This window comes from Cellulomonas marina, assembly GCF_900111925.1.
GTDB lineage: Bacteria > Actinomycetota > Actinomycetes > Actinomycetales > Cellulomonadaceae > Cellulomonas > Cellulomonas marina.
The window spans coordinates 17,754-34,361 of the sequence record NZ_FOKA01000003.1 but is presented as its reverse complement, the minus strand read 5'-3'; the positions used below and the strand labels follow the sequence as shown (position 1 = coordinate 34,361).

Genomic DNA, 16,608 nt, shown 5'->3' with positions numbered 1-16,608 from the left:
CCGCTGCCGAAGGGAGGGGGGTGGCGCGCGTGCGCCGCGGGACGCAGGGACGGGCCGGACGGGGGCGCGCATGGAGCTCGACGTCGCCGCGCTGCCCGTGGGCAGCCAGGTGGTCTGCGTGGCGCGGCAGGCGATCTACGACGCGCACCGCCGCGTGCGCGCGCAGGAGCTGCTCTTCCGCCCCGACCCGCGCGCCGTCGTGGCGGGCGAGGGCGCGGCCTTCGACGACGACGTGGCGACCGCGCGCGTCATCTCCGCCGTGACGACGGAGTTCGACCCGCGCGACCTGGCCGGCGACGTGCCGCTGTTCGTCAACCTGCCGCGCCGCTTCCTCACCCTGGAGCTGCCCGTCCCGCTCGACCCGGCCCAGGTGGTGCTGGAGGTGCTCGAGCGCGTGGAGCCCGACGAGGCCGTGGTGCGGGGGATCGAGGCGCTGCGGGCGGTGGGCTTCCGCATCGCCATCGACGACGTCGTGCCCGGCGACCGCCGGGCGGGGCTGCTGCCGCTGGCGGACTTCGCGAAGGTGGACCTGCGCGACGTGCCGCCGGGCGGGCTGCCCGCGATGGTCGACTGGCTGCGCGCGGGGGCGGGACGGCCCGTCGAGCTCGTCGCCGAGCGGATCGAGACCGAGCAGGACCTGGCCGACGCCGTCGCGGCGGGCTTCGACCTCTTCCAGGGCTACCACCTGCGGCGCCCGTCCGTCGTCGCCCGCACCTCGCTGCACCACAGCGCGACGACCGCGCTGCGCCTGCTGGCCCAGCTCGCGGACCCGCGCGTGTCCTTCCCGCAGATCACCGAGCTCGTCTCGGCCGACCCGGCGCTGGCGCTCAAGGCGCTGCGCGCGTGCAACTCGGTCGCGGGGGCCCGGCACGGCGTGCGCACGCTGCACCAGGCGCTCGTCATGCTCGGGCGCGAGCGGCTGAGCGCCATGCTCGTCCTCGAGCTCGTGGGGTCCAGCGGCCACGCCGACGACGACCTCGCGGTGCGGTGCCTGGCGCGCACGGCGGCCGCGGAGCTGCTGGCCCCGGAGGACCCGCGTGCCGCGGCGACGGAGCAGGTGGTCCGCCTCGTCTCGGAGCTGCTGGGGGAGGACCGCACGGTCGTCGAGGGCTGGTTCGCCTGGTCGACCCCGGAGGCGGACGTCACGGCCGCCTGCGACGCGCTCGACGCCTACCTGCGCGCCGAGGAGGCCGACGAGGTGCCGGACATCGCGCCGCCGCACACGGCCCTGCGCGTCTCGACCGCCTACCTGGCCGGCGTGCGGCGTGCCCGCAGCGTGCTCGGCGCGCTCGGGGACTGACGGCGGAGGGTAACCTCAGGGGTCGGTCGGTGACCGGCGCGACGGCGCGCGCCCGCGGGGCGGGTGCGCGGGCGGGTGCTCGGGCGGGTGCTCGGGCGGGTGCTCGGGCGGGTGCCCAGCCGGCGCGAGGAGATCTGCGGACGCAGGACAGGGGTGTGCGGTGCCCACGGGCAAGGTCAAGTGGTTCGACACCGAGCGCGGCTTCGGGTTCATCGCCAGCGACGACGGCGGCGAGGTGTTCCTGCACGCCTCCGCGCTGCCGGCGGGCGTGACGGCGCCCAAGCCGGGCGCCAAGGTCGACTTCGGGGTCGCGGACGGGCGGCGCGGGCCGTCGGCGCTCTCGGTGACGATGCTGGAGCCGCTGCCGTCCGTCGTGCGGGCGGCGCGCAAGCCCGCGGAGGACATGGCGGTCATCGTCGAGGACCTCATCAAGGTGCTCGACCGCGTCGGCAACGACCTGCGCCGCGGCCGCTACCCCGAGAAGGCGCGCGCCGGCCAGTACGCCACCCTCCTGCGGGCCGTCGCCGACGACCTCGACGAGGCCTGAGCGTGGCGGTCAAGGAGGCGCTGCTCGTCGGCGCGGTCGAGGTGGCCCGGGCCGCCGCGGTCGAGACGGCCGAGGAGCCGGGGCACGTCGGCGAGCACCTGGGCACGGTGGTCGACGCCGAGCGGCTCGTCTCGCACCGGTTCGCCTGCCTGGCGCCCGGGTACCGCGGCTGGGAGTTCACCGTCACGCTCGCGCGCGTCCCGCGCGGCCGGGCCGCCACGGTGTGCGAGTCCGTGCTGCTGCCCGGGCCCGACGCCCTGCTGGGCGCCCCGTGGGTGCCGTGGGCGGAGCGCCTGCGTCCCGGGGACATCGGCCCCGGCGACGTGCTGCCCTTCCGCGCCGACGACCCCCGGCTCGAGCCGGGCTGGACGCCGTCGGGCGACCCCGAGCTCGACGACGTCGCCATCGAGGAGCTCGCGCTGGCCCGGGCCCGCGTCCTGTCGCCGGCCGGCCGCGACGAGGCCGCCACCCGCTGGTACCGCGGCAGCCACGGCCCGACGACGCCGGGCGCCGTCGCGTCGGCGGCGCCGTGCTCGGGCTGTGGCTTCCTCGTGCCGCTGCAGGGCTCGCTCGGCACCGTGTTCGGGGTCTGCGCCAACGAGTGGTCGCCGGACGACGGCCGCGTCGTGAGCCTCGACCACGGGTGCGGCGCGCACTCGGAGACCGACGTCCCGCCCGTGCCGTCCGACTGGCCCGCACCGGACCCGCTCGTCGACGAGACGCGGCTCGAGCTCGTGCGCATCGCCGCCGCCCCGGAGGCCCCGGTCGCCGAGGCCGTCCCTGACGGTCCCGCTGCCGACGAGCCTGCCGCCGACGAGCCCGTTGCCGAGGGACTCGCGGACGCCGCCGAGGAGCCGCCGGTCGCCTGAGCGGTGACGTCCGCGGCAGGACGGTCCCGCTCGGGGACCTCAGCGCGGGGGCAGGCTCCCGTCGACGGGGCCGTCGAGGTCCTCGTCGTGCGGCGCGCCCTGGTGGACACCCTGCCGGCCGACCTGCCCGTCCGGGCCCTGACGACGGGCCCACGCGGCGCCGACGAGCCCGAGCACCACGCCGGCCGCGCAGGTCTCGACCGGGCGCCACGTGATGGACCCCGACGAGGCCAGGACGACGCACACGACGCCGGCGACCGTCCACAGCAGCGCCCCCGCGAGCGCCACGACCCGCAGGTCGATGGCGAGCGGGGGCGGGGCGGTGCGCCGCGGGTGCAGGAGGACCCCGATGAGCGCGCGCACGGCCCGAGCCTAGCGCCCGGCCGACCGGGCCCCGCCGTCAGCCGGGCCAGCCGTCAGCCGGGCCCGGCCGTCGACCCGGCCGTCAGCCGCGGGTGACGACGGCCAGGGCCGAGGCGATGGCGAGCGCCTCCGGCACCGCGGCGAGGAACGCCTGCGCCACGGTGAGCGGCTCCAGGCCCGTCCGCGCGACGGCGTCGGTGTCGTTCTCCTCGTGGCTGATGACGGCCTCGAGCATCGCGCCCCAGGGGCCGGACCGGTCGGTCAGGGCGGCGGCCACCTCGGCGGACACGCCCGTGCGCTGCACGATCTCCGTCACGGCGACCTTCTGCTGCGCCGCGAGCGCGGACAGCAGGCCCACGGTGTAGCCCGCGTCGGACCCGGACAGGCTGTGCATGGTGCGCGCGCGGGTGAGCATCGACCACAGCGGGCCGACGTTCGTCGGGCGGGCGTCGACGAGCGAGGCGGTCGCCAGGGCGGCGAGCTGGTTCGGCCCGACGAGCACGACGGCCTGGTGCACGGAGTCGATCTGCCGGCGCAGGCCGTACGCCGAGGAGTTGATGAGGTGCAGCACCCGGATCGACAGCTCGGGGTCGGCGCTGACGACGCGCACGACGGCCGCGTGGTCGACCTGCGGCGAGGACAGCATCTGCATGAGCTCGAGGCACTGCAGCTGCCCGGCGGTGAACCGGCGCGGCTCGACCGCGGGGTCCCGGTGGAACATCGGCCCCTGCAGCAGCTCGGCGCCGATCTGCGCGGCCAGCTCGAGCCGCGCGGCGGTGTCCGCGCGCTCGGCGACGACGACGGCCTCCGCGTCGTGCGCGCGGTCGGCGAGCGTCCGCACGAGCGAGGGGTCCAGGCCGAGGTCGACCTTCACGTAGTCGACGAGCGGCAGCAGCACCTCCTGCGACGTCGTCCCCGCGAAGTCGCCGAGGGCCAGCGCGTAGCCGGCGGCGCGCAGCGCACCCATCCGCTCGGCCGTGTCGGGCCGCACCGCGAGGGCGTGCGGGACCTCCAGCACCACGCCGTAGGAGCACGGCGGGACGGGGGTGGTCCCGGCCAGGATGCCGGCGGTGGCGCGCAGCACCACGGGCCGGTCCCCGCCGAGGGCGTCGAGGTCGAGCAGGCCGTACTCGTCGTCGCGCACGCGGTCCGCGCGGTCGTCGACGGTGCCGGAGGCGCGCCCCACGACCTTCGCGCGCAGCGCGTAGCCGAAGACGCTGCGGTCCGGGTGCACGACGGGCTGACGCTGGATGGTCGAGCCGACGGCCGGCCGCCCGACGCCGGCGTGCCGACGCGGGTCCACGCTGCCCCCTGCCGGTCGCGGCCGGAGGGCCGCGACGTCTTGCGGTGCCACGGACGGTGCTCCGGGTGCTGCTGACGAGGTCCGGTCCGCGCCGGCGGAGGCGGTGCCCCGCGCGCCGCGCAGCGTGTCGGCCCAGCTCATGCGAGCCGTGCCCGCAGCGGCCAGTCGCCCTCGAGCACCGTCTGCACGGCACGCCCGGAGGCGACGTCCACGACGACCGGTGCCAGCAGGTTGGCGGTCGGCGCCTCGTGGTCCTCGTCGACGGGGTGCACCACGGCGAGGAGCACGGTGGCGCCGCCCGTGCCCGTGCCCGTAGCCGTGCCGGCGCCCTCGTCGAGCAGGCGCACGGCGGCGGCGGTACCCGGCCGGTAGGCGGGGAAGAAGGCGCCCGGGGCGACGAGGAACAGCCGCAGCGGCACCTCCGCGCCCGGCAGGGACCGGGCGGCGAAGAGGGTCGCGGTGTCGTCCAGCGCCTCGAGCGAGAGGACGTCGTAGCCGGGGAGCCCGGGCAGCGGCTCGACGAGCGCGAGCCGGTCCGGGACGGGCACGGTGCGGCCGTCGGGACCGAGGACCGCGACGGTCCCGGGCGCGTCGGCCGGGTCGAGGTCGAGGTCGAGGGGGTGCGGGGTCACGGTCGCCGCGCTCACCGGAGGAAGTCCAGCAGGGAGGGCTGGAGGGTCTTGGCGGTGGCGGCGAGGGCGCTCTTGTACACGATCTCCTGGGCCTGCAGGTCGATGGTCACGGCGGCGAGGTCGATGTCCTGCACCCGGGCGCGCTGGTCCTTGACCGTGAGCGAGGCGGAGGCGAGGTCCGACTGGGCGTTCTGGACGAGGTTCTGGCGGCTGCCGACGGCCGCGTTGGCGGCCTTCAGCGCCTCGAGGCGGCCGTCGACGCCCTGGAGGAGCGGCGTGACGTCGGGGCCGTTGGCGCCGCCGGTGCGCAGCGCCGTCGCGGCGGCGTCGAGGACGGCGAACACCGAGGTGGCGCCGTCGCCGTACGCGGCGGCCCCGTCGGCGTCGACGCGGACGGTCACCGCGTCGCCGACCCGGCGCAGGACCGGGGTCGTGGCGCCCGCGACCGACGCGGTGTGGGTGTAGGTGCGGGCCCCGGACCCGTCGGTGCCGAGGGTCCAGCCCTCGCCCGCGTCGGAGGTGCCGGCGAACACCGTGCGCCCGTTGACGCTCGTGTTGGCCTGCCGCAGCAGGTCGTCACGGATGCCCTCGAGCTCGAGGGCGATCGCCTCGCGCTCGGCCTGCCCGTACCCGCCGTTGCCGGCCTGGACGAGCAGGGTGCGGGCGGCGGTGAGGCTCTTCACCGAGGTCTGCAGGGTCGTGTCGGCCACGTTGAGCCACGTCGTGGCGTCCTGGGCGTTGCGCTCGTACTGCGCGACGCGGGCGGCCTGGCGGTCGAGCAGGAGGATGTCCGACGTCGCCGCCGGGTCGTCCGACGGCTTCTGGACGTTCTTCCCGGAGCTGAGCTTCGCCTGCAGCTCGGCCATCCGCCCCAGGTTCACCTGGAGGTTGGCCAGGCTGGAGCGCTGGACGGTCTGGTGGGTCACGCGGCCGATCACTTCGTCACCTCGCCATGTTCATGAGGGAGTCCAGGACGCTGTCGATGGTCGACAGCACCCGCGCGGCGGCCTGGTAGCCCCGCTGGTACGCCATGAGGTTCACGGTCTCCTCGTCGGTGTCGACGGCCGCGTTCGACGTCTGCTGCCCGGCGGCCGCGGCGCGCGCGTCCTCCGAGACCGTCGCGCGGGCGCTCGCGCTCGCCGACCGGTTGCCCAGCTCGACGACCGCGGAGGTCCACCGGGCCTGGGGGCCCGTCGTGGACGTGCTGAGGGCGGCGACCGCGTCGGCCACCCGGCCGTCGAGCGCCGCGGCCGGGTCGGCGGACCCGGAGGCCGCGAGCAGCGCACCGTCGGTGATCGCCACGCGCAGGCCGAGGGCCGGGGGCTGACCGGCGGCGAACGTGAAGACGTCGCCGCCGGCCGCGCCCGTGCGCGTGAAGCCCGTGCGGTGCACCGCGTTCACCTGGCCCGCGAGCGTGGCGGCCACGGCGTCGAGCCGGGCGGCGGCCTCCGTGAGGACGCCGCCGCCGCCCGCGGGGTCCGGCGGCGCGAGCACGGAGAGCTGCCCGGCGACGGAGCCGCCGGTGACGCCCACGGTCGAGGTCGGGCGGTCGGCCCACACGAGCCGGACGGGGTCGCCGGCCACGGGGGGCACGGCGGCCGCGGCCCCGGTCGCAGCGGCGAAGGAGGTGGCGCCGGCGAGCCGCACGGGCCGCGCCGAGGAGCCCTCGACGATCGCGTTGCCGCCGACGAGCACCGACAGGGTGCCGTTCTGGCCCGTCTGCGCGGTGGCGCCGACGAGGCCCGCGAGCGTCGTGACCGCCTGGTCGCGCTGGTCCATGAGCTCGTTGGCGTTCCCGTCGAGGCTCTGCACGGACAGGATGCGCCGGTTGAGGTCGGCGACGGTCGCCGCGGTGGAGTTCACCTGGTCGACGAGGGCCACGGTCTGGTCGCGCGCCTGCGTCCACTGGGTCCGCACGCCCTGGTACAGCGCGCCGATGCGGTCGACGACGGCGGCGGAGCGGTCGAGGACCGACGTCCGCGTCGCGGCCTGGTCCGTGTGGTTGGACAGGTCGCCCCACGCGGCCCACATGTCGTTCATGCCGGCGGACAGGGAGCTGTCGGTGTCGAGCTCCCCGAGCGACGTCTCGAGGGTGTCGTAGGCGGTCGCGCGGACGGCGTGGAACGCGGCCCCGCTCGTCGTCGAGCGCACCTGCGCGTCGAGGAAGGCGTCGGCCAGGCGGGCCACGCCGGTGACGCGCACGCCGTCGCCCACGCCGGACGCCGTCGAGAACATGGAGGGGTTGATCGCCGTCGGGGACGCGACGAGCGTGGCCCGCTGGCGGGTGTAGCCGACGGTGTTGGCGTTGGCCACGTTCTGGCTCGTCACGTCCAGCGCCTGGCGCTGGGCGACGAGCGAGCTCAGCGCCGTCGAGATCCCGGAGAAGGTGCTCACGGTCCGGTGTCCTCCTGGTGGTGCGTGGCCGGGGCCGCGCGCGGGGCGGGCGGACGGTCGCGGGACGGGTCGTCCCGGCCGTCCGATCGGTCAGATGGAGCGGTCGATGAGGTGCGCCAGCGGCGAGGTCGCCGCCGCGTGGCCCGACCCGTCGTAGGTGCGCACGTCGTCCTGGAGCGCCGCGAGGGTCTCCTGCGTCGCGCGGTGCGACAGGGCCAGCAGCTCCCGGTTGCCGTCCGCCAGGTGCCCGATCTCCGCGGTGAGGGACGCGAAGGCGTCGCGGTGCGCGCGCAGCAGCTCGTCCCACGGGGCCGGCGCGTGCGCGGCGAGGACCGCGAGGCTGGAGCCCGGCACGACGCCGAGCTCGACGGCGACGGCCTCGGCCTCGACCGCGCGGGCCAGCTCGGCCTCGCGGATGGCGTCGAGGGCGTGCTCGACCTCGGCGGTCGCGAGGGCCAGCCAGCGCGTGCGGCCGCTGCTGAGCAGCAGCTGCTCCTCCTCGAGCTTGAAGAGCAGCGTCTCGAGGAGGTGGCGCTCACGCCACAGCACCTCGGAGAGCCGGTTCAGCGCCATGGGGTCCGACCTCGTCCCGCTCGCGGGCGGCGCCGGTCGCGCCGTGCCCTGTCACGCACCTCATCGGCACGGGGTCCGGGCGGGTGAGACGTCTGGTCCGATCGGGTGGTCCCGGTCCGCGCCCCTGGTGCCCGGCGCCGCGACGTCCTCGGTGGCACCGCCGCCGGCGTCCCGGACCGACCGCACGTCACCCGGGGGGACCAGCGCCGGCGGGTGAGGCGCGGCGCGTCACGGTGGTCCGCGCCGGCCGAGCCGCGCCCGTGACGGCGGGCACCCGGCTCGGGGCCGCCGTGGACGGGCTCCCGGGATGCCCGGGTGCGACCGGGACGGCGGTCGCGCGGCTCCCTCCTGGACCGAGCCGGGCCGGACCGGGCCGACCCGGTCGTCGATGCGCGGAATGGGCGCACGGTCGGCAACGGGCGGGCGCTCGGGAGAGGACCGCGCGGTGACGTGCATCACAGCGTCGTGACCGGGCGGGGGTGAGTCGTCCGGTCCGGGCGGTTCGCGCCGCCCGGTGCGCCCGGTTCGCCCGACCCTCGGAGCGGGTCGACGACCGCACGTGCTCACTCACCCGGCGGCACCCCTCAAGGCGGACCCTGCGGAGGCCGACACCCTCTGCGTGAGCGACCTCCCCCAGAGCCCGGACGAGCTGGTCCTGGCCCACCTGCCCCTCGTCGGGTACCACGTCAGCGAGCTGCTGCACCGGGTGCCCCCGACCGTCTCCCGCGACGAGCTGACCTCCGCCGGCCAGCTCGCGCTCGTCCTGGCGTCCCGCGCCTACGACCCCACCACCGGGGTGCCCTTCGCGCGCTACGCGGCGCTGCGGATCCGGGGGGCGCTCGTCGACGAGCTGCGCTCGATGGACTGGGCCACCCGCGGGGCGCGGCACCGCGTCCGCGAGCTCGCGAGCACCTCCGAGCGGCTCACCGCCTCGCTCGGCCGCACGCCCACGCGGCACGAGCTGGCCAGCGCGCTGGGCTCGGACGTGGAGACGGTCGACAAGGCCCGCCAGGACGCCGAGCGCCGGGTGCTGAGCATCGACGCCACCGAGCGCCCGGTCGCCGACATCATGCCGGACGACGCCCCGAACCCCGAGGAGGCCCTCCTCGCCGACGAGCGCCTGCACTGGCTGCGCGCCGCCGTCGACACGCTCCCGGACCGGCTGCGCCTCGTCGTGTCCGGCCTGTTCCTCGAGGACCGGTCCGTCGTCGACCTGGCCGAGGAGCTGGGCGTCACGCAGTCGCGCATCAGCCAGCTGCGCACGGAGGCGCTCACCCTCCTGCGCGACGGCATGAACGCCGCGCTCGACCCGGACCTCGTCCCGGCCGCCGCCCGTCCGGACGGCGTCGCCGAGCGCCGCCGCCAGCAGTACTTCGCCTCCGTCGCGGCCCGCGCCGCGATGGCCCCCGCCGGCGTGCTGCCCTCGCCGCGCACCTCGGGCGTCACCCTGTACGACGAGGGTGCCGGCCTGGCCAGCGTCTCCGCCTGACCGCGGCACCACGCGCCGCTCACGCACCGCTCACCCGCACGACCCAGCTCACCGCACGGCCCCGGGGCTCACGCCCCGGGGCCGTCGTGCGTCCCGCGCAGGGTGGCCCAGGGCGGCGCAGGGTGGCGCAGGGTGGGACGAGCCGGGGACGACGTCGTCCTCGGCCCACGCACGCGCGGACCGGGGACGACGCGGAGGACCGCTCAGCGCGCGACGGGGGTGCGGCGACCGAGCGCGGGCAGGTCGACGCCGGGGTCGTCGGTGCTCCACGCGGTCATCGCGCGCAGGGCCGGCAGCTCGTCGGGACCGGCCGGGACCAGGAGGATCTCGGGGACCTCGTGCTCGGGCAGGCAGGCTGCGGCGATGCGCGCCCGCACGTCCTCGACGGCCTCGGCCACGGCCGCGGGGTCGGGCGCGACGGGCAGCACGAGGCAGATGTCGTCGCCGGCGCGGTAGGTCGCCAGGTAGGTGACGAGGGCGTCGGTCGCCTGGGCGCCGGCCGAGCGCTGGGTCACGAGGCCCCCGCCGGGTCGTCCCGGCTCGTGCTGGCCCGGCACGTGCAGCACGGTCCGACGCGACCGGGTGGCCAGTGCCGGCACCGGACGCTCCGCGAGCGGCACGACGTGCGCCAGCTCCGCGAGCCGGTCCGCGACCGCCCGGGCGGTGGCCCGCCAGGTGAACCCCTCCGCGATGCGGCGGCGCGCGGCGGCCCCACGGCGGACGCGCTCGTCGGGCCGGTCGACGACCTCGCGGAGGAGGGCTCCCAGCGCGGCCGCGTCGGGCTCGGCCCAGAAGTACTTCGCGGCCCCGGGGCCGAACGTGTGCGTCCGCAGCCGGCGGACCTCGGCGGGCACGAGCCAGCCCGTCGCCTCGTCGCAGAAGTCCGCGGTCGCGCCGACGGCGGTGACCACCACGGGCAGCCCGCACGCCATCGCCTCGGCGACCGGCAGGGCGAACCCCTCGCCGCGGTACGGGTGCACCAGGGCGTCGCACGCGCGGTACAGCGCGGCCAGCCCGGCGGTGGTGAGGTCCTCGTCGATGACCTCCACGGCCGGCGCCCCGGGCAGCGCCGCGCGCTCGAGCAGCTCGTCGAGGTGGTCCCGGCTGCCCGGGTAGGTGGTGCGGGTGCCGTGCGCCTTCACCACCAGGCAGACGTCGTCGTCCGCGGTGAAGGCGTCGAGGTACGCGGCGACGAGGACGTCGATGCCCTTGCGGGGCAGCGGCCCGCCGCAGTACAGCAGCCGGGTGCCCTTCGTCGTCGCCAGCGGGTGCCGGTCGCCGTCGGGGGAGAACACGTCGGTGTCGACACCCAGAGGGACGACGCGCAGCTTCTCGGCCGGGACGCCGGACAGCTCGTAGCAGTCGCGCACCCACGTGGAGTAGCACCAGATCTCGTCCGCGAGCCGGGCGCCGTCGGCCCACTCCTGCGGCAGGCCGCCGAACTCCCACGGCTGCACGAGGACGTACGCGCCACGCGCCGGCGGGGTCCAGTCCGGCGGCCACTGGTGGCGCACGGTCACCTGGGGCACGTCGTGCACGGGGGCCGTCGCACCGAGCAGCGCGTCGGGGCTCCCGGCGACGAGGTCCGGCACCGGGTCGACCTCACGCGTCGCCACCTCGAGGGCCACGCGCGGGTCGGCGACGAGCTCGCGGCAGATGCCGCGGTTGACGTGCGCGAGGCTGTGGGTGCTGTACTGCTCGCCCTCCCAGCGCACGCGCACGGCGTCCGGCGCGGCGGGGCGGCGGCGCACCCGGCGGCCGATCGCCTCGAGGCGCGCGGCGGCCGCCGCGACGCCGACGGACCAGTCCCACGCCCGCACGGCATGCTCCCTGGCGGCGGCACCGACGGCCGCCATCGCCGCCCGGTCGTCGACCACGCGGTGGAGCTGCGCGACCAGGGAGGGGACGGACGGCTGCGCCCAGCGCTGGCCCGCGTAGACGGGGCCCATCTCGTCGGGCCTGATCTCGACGAGGCGCTCGACGTCGACCGGGAGCGCGACGCCCTCGTCGAGGAGGTCGCCCAGCCCGCTCCAGTCCGTGGCCACCAATGGCACGCCGCACGCCATCGCCTCGAGCGCCGGCAGACCGTAGCCCTCGCCGCGGCTGGGCATGACGACGGCGTCGGCCGCGGCGTAGAGGGCGGGCATGAGGGCCTCGGGCACCAGGTCGGGGAGCACCACCACCGGGGCGACGTCGGAGCGGTTGCGGCCGAGCGCGGCGAGGGTCGCGTCGACCCAGCGCTCCGTGCGTGCGCGGACCCGCTCGACGCGCGCGGCGACCTCGCCGACGCCCCAGGCGTCGGGCGAGCCCGTGTCCGCACCGTCGACCTTGAGGACGAGACGGACGTCGTCGCCGGGCTCGAAGGCCAGCGCCCAGGCGGTGAGCAGCACGTCCCAGCCCTTGCGTCGGTTGGCCGCGTCCGCGGCGACGGCGAGGAAGGTCGTGCCGGGGCCGTCCGCGAGGGCCGGCAGCGGCGCGGCGCCCGGGGCGAAGAGGGCGGTGTCGACGCCGCCCGGGACGACGTGCACGGGCACGTCGAGGCCGGCGGCGGGGAACGTGCGGGCGTTGAAGGCGGTCGGGACCCAGACCTCGTCGACCTGCCGGAGCTGGGCCAGCCATGCCGGGTTCAGGCCGTCCGACTCGAACATCGTCCGGGCCACCTGGTACCCGCCCTGGGCGCGCCGGCCCACGAGGTTCGGCACGACGTTCTGCACGACGACGTCCTCGTCACCGGGCTCGCGGGCCAGGAGCTCCGCGAGCAGCGCGCGGTCCCCGGCCGGGAGCGCCGCCTCGAAGCCGGGCACGTCCTGGACCGTGCGGACGACGACCTCCCACCCCGCCCGCGCGAGGCCGAGGGCGAGGTGGCGCCCCTCGTGCCCGTAGCCCGAGGGGTTGCGCAGGTACCCCTCCCAGCGCACGCGCAGCGGCGCGTCGGGCGCGAGGCCGAGGTGCAGGCGGGCGGCGGGGTCGGCGAACCACATGCCTGAGGGATCGGCGGCGAGGTCACCCGTCTGAGGCGTCGCGTTCGCCGCAACGGCTCAGCGCGCGCCCCGGCCGGACGATCGTGCCACAGGAGGGCCCGGACCACCGGGCCGGGACCTGGAGGAACGATGGCAACGCGCGCACGGCTCAGCATCGCGGCCGTCCTCATCGTCAAGGACGAGGAGGACGTGCTGCGGCCCTGCCTGGAGTCCGTCGGCTGGGCCGACGAGGTCGTCGTCTACGACACCGGCTCGACGGACGCGACGGTCGAGGTCGCGCGGGCGTGCGGCGCGCGCGTCGTCGAGGGGTACTGGGACGACGACTTCGGCGCGGCGCGCAACCGCGCGCTGGAGCACGTGACCGCCGACTGGGTGCTCAGCATCGACGCCGACGAGGTGTTCGAGGGCGACCCGCACCAGCTCCGCAGGCGCCTGGGCGCCGGTGGCGCGCCGGTGCACTCGGTCCTGCAGGTCAGCACGGCGGCGCCGGGAGAGCACCCCGTGGGCGCCTCCGTCATCCGCGTGCACCGCCGGGGTGACGTGCACTGGGTCGGCGAGCTCCACGAGCAGCTCGTGCTCGACGGCGGCGGGCCCCTGCTGGTGCGCGCGCTGCCGGACGTCGTCCTGCGGCACTCCGGCTACGACACCGACCGGTTCGCCGAGCGGGACAAGGCCCGCCGCAACGCCGAGATCGCGGAGAATGACCTCGAGGCGGCCCGCGCCGAGGGGCGTCCGGCGGTCGAGGTCGCCACGCGTGAGGCGAACCTCGCCCGGTCCTGGGTGCTGGTCGGCCGGGCGCAGGAGGCGCTCGACCTCGCCGAGCGGCTCGTCGCCGAGGGCCACATGACGCGCCGGACGACCACGACGCTGGCCCGGGCGATGGTCGGGGCCGCCGACGAGGCGAGCCGGCCGGACCTGCGCGAGCGCTGGCTCGAGCGGTGGGAGGAGACGGGGTCCAACCCCGCCGAGCCCTGGGCGGTCCGGGCCACGCTCGCCGCGGCGGCCGGGGACGCCCCCGCGACCCTCGAGGCCCTCGAGCACGTGCCGACCACCTCCGTGGACGAGGACCTCGTGCGGCTCGACCGCCGGTCCCTCGCCGCGGCCGAGGTGTGGGCGCTGGCGACGGTCGGGAAGACGGCCCGGGCGCGCAGGGTGGCGGTCGACGCCGCGGCCCGCGGCTTCGCCCCCGGGCCGCCGATGGTGCTGCTCGCGCTGCTCGGCGAGGAGGCCCTGGCCGAGGTCGCGGGGGCGATGCCCGCGCCGCTGTGGCCGCCCTTCGTCGCCCGCTGCCTCACGGAGCCCGGCACGCAGGCCCTGCGGGTCCTCGACGTGCTCGTGGCCGTGCGGCCCGACAGCGGTGCGGCGCTCCTGGCGGCGTCCCGGCTGCACCCCGTCATGGACCTGGAGGAGACGGCCCGGTGGGCCGCGCGCCTGCGTGGCGCCGGCCTGGAGCAGGACTGCACGCTCGTGGCGGTGGCGTGCGACGAGGCGCGCGAGCCGCGCGACCGTGCGATCGCCGCGGCACTGGCCTACGACGTGTGGCGGGACGTGCGGGGCGCAGACGCGCTCGAGGACGTGCTCGAGCTCGTCGCGCCGCACGAGGAGGACGCGCTGCTGTCCGAGCTGTCGGTCGTCGCGCCCGGCCTCGTCAGCCGCGCGGCGAGCGCCTGAAGAAAAGACCTCCCGAACACCTCAAGGGGTGGGCGGGGAACCCGATAGACAGGGTGTGCCCACGGATGGGCCGCCCGACCCGAATCAAGGAGGACGAGAACCATGGGTCTCTCTGTCAACACGAACGTCGCCGCCCTCAACGCCTACGGCAACCTCAACGCGACCAACAAGTCGCTGAGCTCCTCGCTCGAGAAGCTGTCGTCGGGCCTGCGGATCAACCGCGCGGCGGACGACGCGGCCGGCCTCGCGATCTCGCAGGGCTTCCAGTCGCAGATCAACGGCACGAACCAGGCCGTCCGCAACGCCCAGGACGGCATCTCCGTCGTCCAGACCGCGGAGGGCGCGCTCACCGAGACGCACTCCATCCTGCAGCGCATGCGCACGCTGTCGGTGCAGGCCGCGAACGACGGTGGCCTCTCCGCCGCCGCCAAGGGCAACATCCAGGACGAGATCGGGCAGCTCACGACCGAGCTGGACCGCATCTCCTCCACCACGGAGTTCAACGGCAAGAAGCTGCTCGACGGCTCCTACAACGGCACCTTCCAGGTGGGCGCGAACGCCGGCACGACGAACCAGATCACCGTCACGCTGGGCACCACGGCCAGCGCGTCGGGCCTGAGCGTCGCCTCGGTCAACGTCACCACGCTGGCCGGCGCCACCGCCGCCATCTCCGCGATCGACACGGCCATCTCCACGGTCTCGAGCGTCCGCTCCAAGCTCGGTGCCGTGCAGAACCGCTTCGACCACACCATCAACAACCTGAACGTCGCGGCCGAGAACCTGGCCGCCTCGAACAGCCGCATCCAGGACACCGACATGGCTCTCGAGATGGTGAACTTCACCCGCTCGCAGATCCTGCAGCAGGCCGGCACCTCCATGCTGGCGCAGGCCAAGTCGCTCCCGCAGGGCGTCCTCTCGCTCCTGCAGGGCTGATCCCCGCGGGCGGCCGGCGATCCCGGCCGCCCGTGACAGCACCCCTCACCGGCGGTGGGCGGACACCCGTCCGTCCACCGCCGGTGGCATGTCCGCACCACGACCGCCGGCCCGTCCGCCGGCCCGTCCGCGACGGAGGGCGACCACCCCATGAGCACCGTGTCCGGCACCAGCGGCTCCACCCTCGCCATCTCCGGCCTCGTCTCGGGGCTGGACACCGACGGCCTCATCAACAGCCTGGTCTCGCTCGACGCCCGGCAGCAGACGCTGCTCACCCGCAAGCAGTCGGCGGCCACGGCGCTGTCCACGGCGCTGAAGTCGCTCAACGCGAAGAACCTCTCCCTGCAGGGCGCGGCGGAGGCGGCGGCGAAGCCCGAGTCCTGGACCTCGACGAAGGCGACGAGCTCGGCCACCTCCGTGACGGCCAGCGCCTCCCGCGCGGTGCCGGCCTCGGTCACGTTCTCGGTCACCGGCCTGGCCTCGGCGCAGTCGTCCCTGGCGGCGCCGCCGACCGACATGTCGGCCACCCCCTCCTTCACCATCACGCGCGCGGACGGCACCTCGAGCACCGTGACCGCGGTGAGCTCCGACGTCCTGGACGTCGTCGACGCGCTGAACGACCCCGCCTCGGGCGTCCGCGCCTCCGCCGTCAACGTGGGCACCGCGAGCGCGCCGTCCTACCGGCTGCAGCTCACCGGGTCGACGACCGGGGCGCAGTCGTCCTTCTCCGTGTCCTACACGACGGGTGCCGGCACGAGCGCCGCCCTCGCGCTCCAGCCCATCCGCGCCGCGGGCGACGCGACGATCACGCTGTTCCCGGGCACGGGCGCGCAGCAGACGCTGACCCAGGCGTCCAACACCTTCACCGGGCTCATGTCCGGCGTCGACGTGACCATCAGCGCGGTCGAGGAGAAGCCGGTGACGGTCTCGGTCGCCCCCGACACCGACGCCCGCAAGAAGCTCGCCACGAACCTCGTGTCCAACCTCAACCTCGTCATGGGCGAGATCACGAGCCAGACGGCCGTGAAGTCGACCACGGGCACCGACGGTGCGACGAAGGTGACGGGCGGCGTCCTGTCGGGCAACACGGCCGTGCGTGCGCTGCAGCAGTCGCTGCTGGGCACCGCCTCGGGCACGTACGGCGGCGCGTCGATCGCCCGCATCGGGCTGACCCTGGGCCGGGACGGCACGTTCACGCTCGACGAGAACGCCCTCACCGCAGCCCTCGCCGCCGAGCCGGACACCGTGCAGACGGTGCTGTCGGGCCTCGCCACGGCCGTGGCCGGGGTGACGAAGGCCGCCGGCGACAGCGTGAGCGGGACGCTCTCCTCCGAGGTGAAGGGGCAGGACGCGCTCGTCCGGGACCTCGGCCAGCGCATCGCCGACTGGGACGACCGGCTCGCGACCCGCCGGGCCGCCCTGCAGAAGCAGTACGCGGCGCTCGAGGTCGCCCTGCAGAAGACCTCCTCGCAGTCGAGCTGGCTCAGCGCCCAGCTCGCCTCGATGAGCAGCACGAACGGCTGACGACCGGCTGACCACCGTCTGACGGCCGG

At 76.2% G+C, this 16,608-nt stretch carries 14 protein-coding genes; 7 read left to right on the top strand and 7 right to left on the bottom strand.

The genetic code is table 11. From position 1 onward, the window contains the following. Window positions 1–70 precede the first annotated feature (70 nt). The 3 genes from BM048_RS04245 to BM048_RS04235 all read left to right on the top strand — a co-directional run bounded on the left by BM048_RS04245 (window position 71) and on the right by BM048_RS04235 (window position 2,716). A complete protein-coding gene (locus tag BM048_RS04245) occupies window positions 71–1,300 on the top strand; it encodes an EAL and HDOD domain-containing protein (protein WP_090031031.1) in 1,230 nt (409 codons plus the stop codon). Window positions 1,301–1,460: 160 nt separating this feature from the next. Beyond that, window positions 1,461–1,847: a cold-shock protein gene (locus tag BM048_RS04240; RefSeq protein WP_090031030.1), complete on the top strand. Its 387-nt coding sequence runs from the start codon at window positions 1,461–1,463 to the stop codon at window positions 1,845–1,847. Window positions 1,848–1,849: 2 nt separating this feature from the next. Further along, on the top strand, window positions 1,850–2,716 hold the full coding sequence (locus BM048_RS04235; protein ID WP_373308382.1) for a DUF3027 domain-containing protein: 867 nt from the start codon (window positions 1,850–1,852) through the stop codon (window positions 2,714–2,716). Between the two features lie 39 nt (window positions 2,717–2,755). On the opposite strand, the gene BM048_RS04230 is transcribed toward BM048_RS04235, so the two are convergent. The 6 genes from BM048_RS04230 to BM048_RS04205 all read right to left on the bottom strand — a co-directional run bounded on the left by BM048_RS04230 (window position 2,756) and on the right by BM048_RS04205 (window position 7,981). Further along, window positions 2,756–3,079 (bottom strand): DUF2530 domain-containing protein, encoded by a 324-nt coding sequence (locus BM048_RS04230; RefSeq protein WP_239078598.1) that lies wholly within the window; start codon window positions 3,077–3,079, stop codon window positions 2,756–2,758. Between the two features lie 82 nt (window positions 3,080–3,161). Further along, entirely contained in the window at window positions 3,162–4,382 is a 1,221-nt protein-coding gene (locus tag BM048_RS04225) for an EAL and HDOD domain-containing protein (protein ID WP_139224291.1), read from the bottom strand. Window positions 4,383–4,519: 137 nt separating this feature from the next. Then, the gene (gene fliW, locus BM048_RS04220; protein WP_239078597.1) at window positions 4,520–5,029 is read right to left on the bottom strand and encodes a flagellar assembly protein FliW; all 510 of its coding nucleotides are present in this window, start codon (window positions 5,027–5,029) and stop codon (window positions 4,520–4,522) included. Next, window positions 5,026–5,940: a flagellar hook-associated protein FlgL gene (gene flgL / locus BM048_RS04215; RefSeq protein ID WP_239078596.1), complete on the bottom strand. Its 915-nt coding sequence runs from the start codon at window positions 5,938–5,940 to the stop codon at window positions 5,026–5,028. The genes fliW and flgL overlap by 4 nt, the downstream gene beginning before the upstream one ends. A gap of 16 nt (window positions 5,941–5,956) precedes the next feature. Then, window positions 5,957–7,408: a flagellar hook-associated protein FlgK gene (gene flgK / locus BM048_RS04210; RefSeq protein WP_090031027.1), complete on the bottom strand. Its 1,452-nt coding sequence runs from the start codon at window positions 7,406–7,408 to the stop codon at window positions 5,957–5,959. A gap of 90 nt (window positions 7,409–7,498) precedes the next feature. After that, entirely contained in the window at window positions 7,499–7,981 is a 483-nt protein-coding gene (locus BM048_RS04205; protein WP_090031026.1) for a flagellar protein FlgN, read from the bottom strand. A 619-nt stretch (window positions 7,982–8,600) separates the two neighbouring features. Here BM048_RS04205 and BM048_RS04200 point away from each other — a divergent pair. Continuing rightward, on the top strand, window positions 8,601–9,470 hold the full coding sequence (locus tag BM048_RS04200) for a sigma-70 family RNA polymerase sigma factor (protein WP_090031272.1): 870 nt from the start codon (window positions 8,601–8,603) through the stop codon (window positions 9,468–9,470). 203 nt (window positions 9,471–9,673) lie between these two features. Here BM048_RS04200 and BM048_RS04195 read toward each other — a convergent pair whose 3' ends face one another. Next, on the bottom strand, window positions 9,674–12,451 hold the full coding sequence (locus tag BM048_RS04195; RefSeq protein WP_090031025.1) for a glycosyltransferase family 4 protein: 2,778 nt from the start codon (window positions 12,449–12,451) through the stop codon (window positions 9,674–9,676). A gap of 129 nt (window positions 12,452–12,580) precedes the next feature. On the opposite strand from BM048_RS04195, the gene BM048_RS04190 reads away from it, so the two are divergent. The 3 genes from BM048_RS04190 to fliD all read left to right on the top strand — a co-directional run bounded on the left by BM048_RS04190 (window position 12,581) and on the right by fliD (window position 16,579). Beyond that, on the top strand, window positions 12,581–14,122 hold the full coding sequence (locus BM048_RS04190) for a glycosyltransferase family 2 protein (protein ID WP_090031024.1): 1,542 nt from the start codon (window positions 12,581–12,583) through the stop codon (window positions 14,120–14,122). Between the two features lie 102 nt (window positions 14,123–14,224). Next, a complete protein-coding gene (locus BM048_RS04185) occupies window positions 14,225–15,055 on the top strand; it encodes a flagellin N-terminal helical domain-containing protein (protein WP_090031023.1) in 831 nt (276 codons plus the stop codon). Window positions 15,056–15,205: 150 nt separating this feature from the next. Beyond that, window positions 15,206–16,579 carry a flagellar filament capping protein FliD gene (gene fliD, locus BM048_RS04180; protein WP_090031271.1) on the top strand — a complete coding sequence of 458 codons (1,374 nt, stop codon included), beginning with the start codon at window positions 15,206–15,208 and terminating at the stop codon, window positions 16,577–16,579. The last annotated feature ends 29 nt before the right edge of the window (window positions 16,580–16,608 follow it).

Bases quoted from the DNA above. Each gene is read 5' to 3' on its own strand.
- BM048_RS04245 (WP_090031031.1), top strand. From the start codon at position 71: ATGGAGCTCGACGTCGCCGCGCTGCCCGTGGGCAGCCAGGTGGTCTGC.
- BM048_RS04205 (WP_090031026.1), bottom strand. From the start codon at position 7,981: ATGGCGCTGAACCGGCTCTCCGAGGTGCTGTGGCGTGAGCGCCACCTC.
- BM048_RS04195 (WP_090031025.1), bottom strand. From the start codon at position 12,451: ATGTGGTTCGCCGACCCCGCCGCCCGCCTGCACCTCGGCCTCGCGCCC.
- BM048_RS04190 (WP_090031024.1), top strand. From the start codon at position 12,581: ATGGCAACGCGCGCACGGCTCAGCATCGCGGCCGTCCTCATCGTCAAG.
- BM048_RS04185 (WP_090031023.1), top strand. From the start codon at position 14,225: ATGGGTCTCTCTGTCAACACGAACGTCGCCGCCCTCAACGCCTACGGC.
- fliD (WP_090031271.1), top strand. From the start codon at position 15,206: ATGAGCACCGTGTCCGGCACCAGCGGCTCCACCCTCGCCATCTCCGGC.